The 10,344-nt window shown below is 44.2% G+C and carries 7 protein-coding genes; 1 reads left to right on the top strand and 6 read right to left on the bottom strand.

The genetic code is table 11. From position 1 onward, the window contains the following. Positions 1-282 precede the first annotated feature (282 nt). From NG833_RS19245 to NG833_RS19220, 6 genes are all read right to left on the bottom strand, one after another. On the bottom strand, positions 283-1,401 hold the full coding sequence (locus NG833_RS19245) for a fatty acid desaturase (protein WP_254566890.1): 1,119 nt from the start codon (positions 1,399-1,401) through the stop codon (positions 283-285). 465 nt (positions 1,402-1,866) lie between these two features. After that, on the bottom strand, positions 1,867-2,550 hold the full coding sequence (locus tag NG833_RS19240) for a hypothetical protein (protein WP_254566889.1): 684 nt from the start codon (positions 2,548-2,550) through the stop codon (positions 1,867-1,869). 227 nt (positions 2,551-2,777) lie between these two features. Beyond that, a complete protein-coding gene (locus NG833_RS19235) occupies positions 2,778-3,257 on the bottom strand; it encodes a pentapeptide repeat-containing protein (RefSeq protein ID WP_254566888.1) in 480 nt (159 codons plus the stop codon). Positions 3,258-3,713: 456 nt separating this feature from the next. Further along, on the bottom strand, positions 3,714-4,385 hold the full coding sequence (locus tag NG833_RS19230; protein WP_254566887.1) for a pentapeptide repeat-containing protein: 672 nt from the start codon (positions 4,383-4,385) through the stop codon (positions 3,714-3,716). Positions 4,386-4,724: 339 nt separating this feature from the next. Further along, a complete protein-coding gene (locus NG833_RS31005; protein ID WP_256556073.1) occupies positions 4,725-4,859 on the bottom strand; it encodes a type II toxin-antitoxin system RelE/ParE family toxin in 135 nt (44 codons plus the stop codon). Between the two features lie 124 nt (positions 4,860-4,983). Beyond that, positions 4,984-5,196 carry a hypothetical protein gene (locus NG833_RS19220; RefSeq protein ID WP_254566886.1) on the bottom strand — a complete coding sequence of 71 codons (213 nt, stop codon included), beginning with the start codon at positions 5,194-5,196 and terminating at the stop codon, positions 4,984-4,986. Positions 5,197-5,927: 731 nt separating this feature from the next. Here NG833_RS19220 and NG833_RS19215 point away from each other — a divergent pair. Continuing rightward, the coding region (locus NG833_RS19215) for a DUF4114 domain-containing protein (protein WP_254566885.1) at positions 5,928-10,344 on the top strand (4,417 nt) is incomplete at its 3' end.

Here is a 10,344-nt window from a genome sequence, read left to right as displayed (position 1 = left end):
TTTGGTATAACACTCAATTCGGTTGTCGAAGGTCTGTAAAAACCCGCACCCTCAAGGGTGGGGCTATACGGACGAAGCCCGCCTGCGCGGGCTGCGGAGCGAAAACTGACTTTTACCAACCGGATTTGGTATAACACTCACATAGCAACACCCGGTTCGGTTTTAAAACCACCGCCTGTAGGGGCGCTTCGAGAAGCGCCAGTCCAGGGGGGATTTAAACCCGAACCCAGGCTTAAGAAACAACCGACACCCTAAAAAGTGTCGGTTGTTTTTGCTTAAGGGTCAGTTTTTAGCAGAAGTCGGGATCACGGGACAAGGGACCGATTTTTCTCCGGACCAATCGGTAAAGGTATTTTCATCTTTGTAATGACGAGGCGTTTGCAACAATAAACGCCAAGCTTCTGTGGCATCGATTAACTTCAATCGACCGGGATAGTGAAGTTCGAGCAATTCTCGGACCAGGGGATAGTAGTCGGAGTTGATGTTGGGGAAGATATGATGTTCCGTATGGTAAGAAAAGTTCAAGTGCAACCAATCGAAGAATTTAGGAACTCGAATGGATAAGCTGTTGAACGTGGGGTCGTTAACGGTACTCATCGGCGAGGCCATGTGATTGGTATAAATATAAAACATTACACCGGCATAGCCAATGGCGATGGGTAGAAAGTAACTCAGCAGCAGTTTGATGGGGTCAAAGTGGAGCGCATACAAGATAGTGAGATGGATGGCTGCGATCGCCACTAATTCCCATGCGATCGCCCGTCGTTCTTTCGGCGTAATGGTAAAAGCTGCTGGCACATAATCTACGGATTTATCATTGAAAAACAGCACTGAGGTGATGTTTCTAAAATTATGCACTCCCCAAGCACTGGTCATCCCGACTGCTAACCATAAGGGATGGACCTCCGCAGAAGGCACAAACAGGTTTTGAATCCATTTGCCCCAATTTTTCGGCTGACCCTCCAAATAGTTGCGATCGGGGTCGTTCATAGAATTGGTTTTATTGTGATGCTCACGATTGTGTACCGCTTTCCACATCGTCGCTGGCATCCACAACAGGGTTAATCCCAGAAACCCCATCAGGTACATCACCCGCTTATTTTTGATGACACTGCCATGCATCAGGTTATGAGAACTAAACAGCAGGACAACAATGCTATTGCCCATCACTAGGGCGATGGGGAGGTAAAGCCATAACAAGAAGACGGGCCAACGATCTAAGGTGGAGGCGATCGCCCAACCCAGGATCATGATCCCCAAATTAATCAATAAAATGACTAACTTACCGGGATCCGGTGCAAACGCCTCTGGTGGCAGCAGGGGACGCAATTTCTTCGCATACTCCGCATGAGGAATCATTAATTCTTCCTCACTGCGGCTCATCAATTGTTGTGAATTCATTTCCGAATAAGTCGTCCCTAAAAGTTGAACTTCTAAACCTAACAGGCTAAGTATAGCGCAAAAAATAAAATTACTCTGGTCTCTAACTATTTTTTCTACCCATAAAAATATTTTTATTTTAAACGTTTTATGATATAATAATGGACCTACAAAAATTTCTAATAACGACTAAAAGTTAGAATAATATCAACAAAATCGGCACAGGGGATATCAGGAATTATTCATCAGCCGCTTGTAAAATTCTGATGTATAATGCTGTACTTATCCGAAAACCCGCCTGAGCAATAGACCTCTTGCAAAATTCTTTAAAGCCCCCCTTCTTAAGGGGGGTTGGGGGGATCAATCCTTTTTTTTGCAAGAGGTCTAATGAGCGAGTCCATAATTGGTTGAACCGCAGGAATCAGCAATCAGGCTTTAGCTGCAACCAGAATGCCTAAGAGAATCCATCCGCCATCCCCTCCTGATTCATCGAAACCGAACCCCCAGAGTTAAACCGCTTTCATCCAGACTCAGGTTCAGTTTATTTTCAATGGATTGAATCACAAAGTCCACCGCATCAGGACCAATTCCAATCGGTTCCGCCAGGGTATTGAGGTGATTGAGGGCAACAAATTCATATAATTTTTTCCCATTAAATCTAGCTAATTCTTGGTCCAGTTTTTGAGTAATTATCCCCGGCTTAGACTTGATAACTAATTTCGAGCTTTCTAAATCCGTCTCCCCCGCTTTAACATAGAGATATCCATCTTTGATACTCACAGATAAATCTTGAGCGACTGAAACCGGAACGCTTCCCGGGATTGCTTTGAGATTAACCAGGACATCCCCCTGGAGGTGAATTCCTTCTGGAATTAAAGCATAGTTGAGATGGCTGACGGTGATTTTGTTGCGAGTTTTTTCCGCAATGATGGGTTCTAACCGCTGGAGTAACTGACTCAGATGGAGTTTTTGCTCTAAACAGTCGGGACTGTAGTGAACTTCCAAAGCATCATTGTTAATAGTGGCGACGTTTGCACAGGGGGAAGGGATGGGAGAGGCGATCGCCAGATTATTCCATTGCATTGGGGTTTGTCCCCAAGGTAGAGCAGGCGCAGTCAGAACCAGTAACAATGCTAATCCTAAACTAATCAGAATCGAGGGGAGTTTCATAGGATTTGGTATATAGAGGGGGGATGAGCCTTTCACTTTAAAACAGTTAAAAGATCGAGACAGCAAAAAAGAAAGATTTTAGACATCTCCAAAATTTCTCAAATTTTACCTTTTAAGCATTCTAGCCTTAATAGTTAATTTGCATTTGCACTTAATTTTTACGACAATGTAGGGGTTTGAGGAGATTTAAGTTGAAAATCACAAAAAGATGTCTATTAAACGGTTTTTTATATTTTTTTATTATGTGAAGAACGATAGAGATTGAAGGTGAAACCGGGAATCAAAACTCCGTCAGGTCGAATAACATCCCAAAACCGACAAGGATCTTCACCAAAACCACCAAATTCAGCCCCTTGAAGATTTACTCTAGTAAAGGCAGTACAAGTCATGTTGCATCCGATGGTTTTAAACTTTCTGAGATCGCAGTCAAAAAATCTGGCACTCTCTAAAACACAATGGTCGATAATAGTATCTTTCAAGTTACATAACCAGAATTGCACAGCCAACAAATTACAGCCCCACCATTCGGTACTGCTTAAGTTAACATTTTTTAAATGAGCCCCGTGGAAGTTGACATTGTAAAAGCAGGCACCGCTTAGATTGACCGAATCTAACTTGACACTGCTTAAGTCAGTATGCTGCAAAATAATTGCTCGAAAATCTCTTTCTCCCGCCTCGTAGCATTTCAGCAGTTCTTCGCCATCCATCGTTAATCTCCGTCAATTCGATTTCCTAGCTTAACACTAACACAGGTTTAGCCACGCGGTTCAGAAGTATTATTGGTCAGAAACCCGGTTTCTGAATCTTTGCGTGGGAGTTAGAAACCGGGTTTTTACCTAAATTTAGGTAGGTTCTCAGAGGGTGGGGAAGAAACCCGGTTTGGTCACGGCTGCTTTGATTTTTTGTAGAAGACTTACTTACGCAAAAACAACAGTAGTAGGAGCTTCTGCGTTGACGCCTAGATGACCCCAGTCTGACATCAAATATAGAGAAAATGCGTCAGTCATGTTTGAATAATTTTCCGAACGAAAATTCTCTTTTTTTCTTAGGTAAAACAGCTCGTTACAAAAATTATAAGTTTCCGTGCCGAATTGATTACAAAGTTAATGCCTCGATTAACTCAGTCGTCTAGCCAAAACGAATGTGTAATCTATTTTGCCTACTTACTGCTCGGGAGGAAATGCTTCTGGATCGGTGATGACCTCTCCATTAGGCCAGATGGTTTCGCAGCAGTAGCAGTCAAGGAAGCGAATGTTATCAAAAATGGCTCCTCTGAAATTAGTTCTACTTATCCCGGTCTCAAACATCGTGGCAGAGCTAAAGTTAGCTTCTTCACAAATGGCATCGTTCAGAATCGCTTCTTTCAGCAGTACCTCTTCCAGATTGGCACGTCTGAGGTTAGCGTCCACTAGAGTAGAAAAAGACAAGTTAGCCCCTTCCAAGTTAGCCCCTTCTAAGTTAGCCCCTTCGAGATTAGCTTCAGTGATAGAAGCGAGTCTTAAGTCAGAGCCTTCTAAAATGGCATAGCTCAGATCTGTGCCAGACAGTTTGGCATTTCTCAAAATAGTAAACCTGAGATTAGAATTATTTAGTCTGGCTCTAAACAAGTTGCTACCAGTCAGGTTAGCCCGACTCAAGTCAGCATATCTGAGATTAGCTTCTTTAAGAATGGTATTGTTCAGAACCGCTTCTTGTAGCAGCACTCCTTCCATGTCGGCACCAGTCAGGTTAGCCCATCTTAAATCAACTCCACTTAACCGGGCATTCTTCAGATCGACTCTAGCAAAACCTCTTTCTCCCAAGGCATAACGTCTGAGTAACTCCTCAACCTCCATAACTCTCCTCCCAAATTTACTTGTACTTTTAATAATAATTTATCTGTCAGAACCGTCAAACGCTCACCTAACATCACCTCTACTCCAAATATAATTACAAATTTAGAACGGATTTATCAATATCACCTCGTCCGCGAACATACTATTAATCTTTGCCTGGGGGTTAGAAACCGGGTTTCTGCGTCAATTTGGGTGGGGTGGCAAAGATTTGGGGAAGAAACCCGGTTTCTTAATCTTTGCCTGGGGGTTTCTGAATCTTTTATTGGAGGCTAGAAACCGGGTTTCTGCCTCAATTTAGGTGGAGTGGCAAAGATGGGGTCAAGAAACCCGGTTTCTGAATCAAGGAAAAGTTCTATAGATATCCCTCCGATGAGCTACTCGTTGATAAATGATGGTTTGTGTTTTTTTGTCAACGGTCATGGCAATCCGATAGTCACCTACCCGAATTTTATATTTATCGGAATAGCCTGTCATTTTTTCCAACTATCCTAAATCAAAGGGATTCTCGGTTTCGAGTTCTTGAAAAATAATGGGGTCAACTCGACCTTGAACTTCTCTTGGCAAAGCCGCCAACTCTTTAAAAAATCATTTGGTGTATTCAAGGTTCCACATTATTCGCCTTTAGAGATTCATAGTATTTTAGGGCTTCCTCTTTGGACAGAGGTTTTTCGTCTTGCACTTCTTCCATCAATTTTGCCAAGCCGTAATTTTCGAGAATTTCCTCAATCTTCTCAAACTCTGCGATCGGAATTTGGACGGCGATCGCCTTCGGGTTTTCGTCGATGACATAACTTTGGTGGATTTCTAGCATTTGAGAGGCTCCTCAACAGCAATTCCGGTTTCTGATATTGTACCTGATTCGCTTTTTTATCGCCATACCACCTACATTAGTTTCGTTCTAAGTAGCCAGCCGTCAGAGGTAATAATCGCCACCTTACCAAATTTTTCCGGTTCACAAACAAATTTTAAGAAACCTAAATATTCACCTAAAGATTGATACGAACTTAGCAGATTATTCCGAATCTTTGCCTGGGGGTTAGAAACCAGGTTTCTGCTTCAATTTGGGTAGATTGCCAAAGTTTGGGTCAGAAACCCGGTTTCTCAATCCAACCCCATCGCCGCGATTAAATCCCCTTATCCTACTAATCCTGTATTCTGCATCACTAATTAAGCATTATTACTCACCAAAGTTTTTCCCGACAAAAAGAAAAACAGTTTTCCCTGATTTTTTTTGTGTAAACTTGAATGAATTAAAACTCCTTTAAACCCCCAGGCCATAAAAGAAAAATCTATCAAATTAATTGCAAAAACTAAGTTACCTTCAAAAAACTTCACGTAAAATTACTGAAGAATTCACAAGGCTCAGACCAAAACCTCCCCAAAAATACCTAAAAAATTAAGTAAAATTGCGGATAGAAAAAACCGTAAAGAGTTGTTAAGGTAGTTTCCAAACGATTTTTAAATCTATCAAAGCATCCTACTTTTTACATAAAAAGTATTGTCGCAGCGCCATCTAAAACCTTACCGGGATGGAAACTGGTCATGCCAATTTTAAACCATGAATCTTTATTCCCTGACTCCCAGGGAGACCCTTTACTATCAGGGTTAGTTGACAACCCCATCAACCCATTTACCAACCCAATAAAACCATTAGAATCTCCGCCAACTGGTAGCGATTTACCACCCATAGACTCTCAATATGGAGTTGAGAACACCTCGCTTACAGATGGAGTATCCGTTAATAGTATTGAGTCGAGCATACTCCCCAGTTCAGACAACAACTTTCCAATCGACCCCCTCACCGGCGAAGCACTTGCGTCCCTCCAAAATACCGACTTCACATCCGGAACATTCGTCGTTGGCAATACTGGACAAGTCAACATCCAATTCCTCTACGATGGTGGCGCTTATAAAAGCGAAATTGGCATCTTTAGTTTAACCGGGATGGAAGAACTCATCCCCGGAAGTGCAGAATTTATTAAAGAAGCCGCCAAGAGAGCATTAAGTCATTCCCAGCAAGGTTACATCGTCATCTCTGACGCCAACGAAGCTGCCAAATTTACCGGAGAGTTAGGAGAAGCCAACAATTTTAATCGAGGAGAAATCATCGGAACTCGCACTTTTTCCATGCAGCCTGGAGATAAATTTGGCATCATCCTTGTTCCCAATGGGACAATCGAAGAAGTTCAAGAAAATCCCGAATTAACTGGGAACAAACGACCCTTATTTTCCCTCGCCACCGCCAACCCAGAAGATGCCTTTCATGTGGGACAAATTGCCGACGTTACCGGAGAAGGCAATTTGTTTGTTATGGAAGACTTGCGAGTCGATGTGGGAAGCGATCGCGACTACAATGACCTCATCTTCTCCCTATTTGGAGCCACTGGAACCGTAACGATTCTGGATGAATTAATCAATCCTAATTTAGATTGGCGCACCACTCCCACCGCTCAAGAAATCATCACCTACGTCCAAGAACAATCCGCTTTACTCCAACCGCCGCCATCAAGCGATTTAGAGGAAGTTTCAGAACCAATTGACGCATTAGAACCGAGTGGTGATGAAATAGCGGCTGGCAATTCAACCGTAGAGTCAACCCTTGACATTGATAGCACTAACAACGGAGTAGAATCTACCTCAATTCCCGAAGAAACTGAATCAGAAACTCTCTTATCTGACGAGACAACAGTTGAGCCGACTGAATCCACTTTAATTCCTGAAGAAACTGAATCGCTCACTGTCTTATCTGACGACACCGACAACGAGATAGAATCCACCTCTGTTTCAACCGAAAGCTCACCGTCAACCGTTAGCGACTCCGACACATCCAATTTAACAGAATCCACCTCTGTTTCAACTGAAACATCCGAACCGACCGAATCTCCTGATGAAACTTCAACTGTATCAGACTCCGACACAGTTGAAGCGACCGAATCCAACTTAAAAACTTCCTCCTCCGAGTCAACAACCACCACAGTTATTTTAGAAGAAACCCCGAATTCAGAAGAATCTTCACTCGATTCAACCGAAACAAATTCCTCATCCTTAACCACAGATGACACAGATTTACACAGAAATGAATCAGTGCCAATCAGTGAAATCAGTGTTCACCAATCCTTAACCACAGATGACACAGATTTACACAGAAATGAATCCGTGTCAATCAGTGAAATCAGTGTTCACCAATCCTTAACCACAGATGACACAGATTTACACCCAAATGAATCCGTGTCAATCAGTGAAATCAGTGTTCAGGAATCCTTCCCTAACTTTTCCCAAGGAGTTTTCCAAGTCGGAGAAACTGGCTCGATTAACATCGAATACATCTTCGATGGCGGCTATTATCAAGGGACTGTCGGTTTGTTCAATATGGCTGGCCTCTCAGAGTATGAATGGGGGTCTCCTGAATTCTTCCAAGAAATTGCCAGACGTTCTCTCTCCAATTCCGAGGAAGGTTACGTTCTCCTAAACGACTCCACAGAAGCAGCCAAACTCGATGGAAAATTAGAACCTTACAATTGGAATCGCGGCATCAAACCAGGAGAGAAAACTTTTTCCTTACCGGAAGGAACAGAATTTGGCTTAATCTTAATTCCTGACGGCACCCTCCAAGAACTCTTTGAAAATCCGCAAGTTACTGGCAGCAAAAAACCCTTCCTTTCGTTAACTCCCAATGACCCGGAACGAGCGTTGCATCAACCTCAACTCGTTGATGTCACTGGAGATGGGAACTTATTTGCCTGGGAAGATTTGCGGTTGCCTGGAGTCCAGGCCGACTTTAATGATATCATCTTCAAACTGTCAGGTGCAACCGGAATCGTTCCTAACATGGATGAAGTGATTGCTCCAGATTCAGATTGGCGCAATTCTCAAATTGGACAGCAAATCCTCAATGAAATTCAGATAGAACCCCCCAATTCAGATAAAGAACCCCCGCAAATTACAGCCCAATTGTTCTCCGACAGCAGTGGAAACGAACCCTTCAATCCAGTAGTACGAGGAAGTATTACCGATGCCAGTCCAATTATCCGGTTACGGGTTGGATTTGATGCAACTCCAGTCGAGGAATTTGTCGATGTAACCGCCTACTTGCAAGCCGATGGGAGTTTTTCCTTAGACCGTCAGATTTTAGAACAAATATTGGGAAATTCCCTGGCTGGCAACAGTCACGTACTCCACTTAATTTCCGAAGATGCGGGCAGATTAATCGGAGTCAAGGCCATTCGGGTGGGTAATTTAGTCCCAGAGAACGATGCTCAATTCAATCAGGCATTAGCGGAATTTTATGGGTTAGACCCCTATCCCGACAGTCTCACTCTAGCCGCCGGAACCACTCGACAACTCTCCCTCACCATTAACGGGTTAGAATCACGACCCAATCTCAGCGCCGGAGAAACCGGAACCCGCTACTTTGTGAGCCATCCGGACTTGCTGCAAGTGAATGAAGATGGCTTAGTCACGGCACTCGATGAAGGAGAGGCCACCCTTACGATAATTCATGGAGCGCAGATGGTGACGATACCCATCTCAGTCCAGAAACCCTTAGCCGGTTCCGTGACATTGGGAGCAGAAGGGGGAGTCGTTGAAGCCGTTGATGGATCCCTGGTGATGGTTCCTCCCGGTGGGTTAGAAGCCGAAACTGCCGTCAGTCTCACTCCCTTAACCGGAGAGTCTCTCTCACTACCACTCCCGGAAAGTTTGGATTTAGTCGGTGCCTTCAGCTTGGATTTAGGTGACGAACCCCTCACTCAGCCCGCTCAACTGGCAATTCCTGCTCCTGCTGGTTTGTCTGCTGGTAGCGAAGTATTGTTCCTGCGAAAAAGCTCCCTCCCAGATGAAACCGGCACTTGGAACCCTACTTGGTCCATTGAAGAAGCCGGTGTCGTAGACGAAGAAGGCACCATCCGAACGACTTCCTGGCCGTTTAATGGAATTTTAGCCAGCGGTCAATATGCAGTGTTGGCATGGCCTTCTGCCGGGTTAGGCACTTTAGGATTTATCGACACAGGAATCTCACAAATCACCGCCAGTCAATGGGCAACTTCCACGGCTGGAGGAATCAACTTAACAGGCAACCTGAGTCTCGCAACTACCTCTTTGGCCGCCCAGGTTGGTTTCCTGAGTATAGCTGCCCTCACCTACGGTCAATTCGTCGCTACAGCCTACCTGTTGGCTTACTTAGCTAAATATCTGCAAACCGACCTCGAAATCATCGGCATTCCCCAAGTCGGTTTACCTGTAGTCACAACAGCCGGAGTCGAACTCACCGCTGAAGGAGTCCCTTCGGTGACCGCAGTTCTGAATACCCCACCACCAGGACCAGCCGACCCACTGGCACCACCCGTTCTGCAACAAGCAGAACTCACCTTTAGTAATAACGAACCTGTTGTTGTCCTCAGTGGGAGTAATTTCCTCAACGATTTCAATGAGATTGGCAGTTCGTTTGAAGACTTGGCGGTGGAATTTCGAGTAGGAAATAAATCCTATCCCGGCATTTTAATCCCCGAACGCTCTGTTGAATTGGGAGACAATCGCTATCAAATTGCCATCAAAGTTCCCAATATAGTTGTTCTGGGCGAAGCTGAAATCGTCTTAATTCGACGACAAAAAGAACAGATGGGTCCGCTACCAACCGATTCAGAAATTGTCGAAAAAGAAAGCACCCCAATCCAGTTGACCCCCACTTGTGTGGAACTAGCTATAGTGGCAAAAGAAACAGCCGATGCGATTAGCATTATCAATGCTCATGCGCCCGAATCAGTAATTGAAGCAGGCAGCAGCTCAGATTTATTACGTGCTAACATTCCCGTAGGAACACCAGACCGGGAAGATAAACCAGTAGAATTGGTAGCCACCAACAATGCAACGCGAGCTTATGTGTTGTTACAAGAATCAGGTCGCGTGGGGTTAGTAGATTTGATGACTTGGCAACAGGTCGATACCAATTCAGAAACTCCTG

Origin of the sequence: Oscillatoria sp. HE19RPO (assembly GCF_024220515.1) — a bacterium.
GTDB lineage: Bacteria > Cyanobacteriota > Cyanobacteriia > Cyanobacteriales > Laspinemataceae > Laspinema.
Note: the sequence above shows the minus strand (reverse complement) of the source record. Positions and strands in the feature narration are given on the sequence as shown.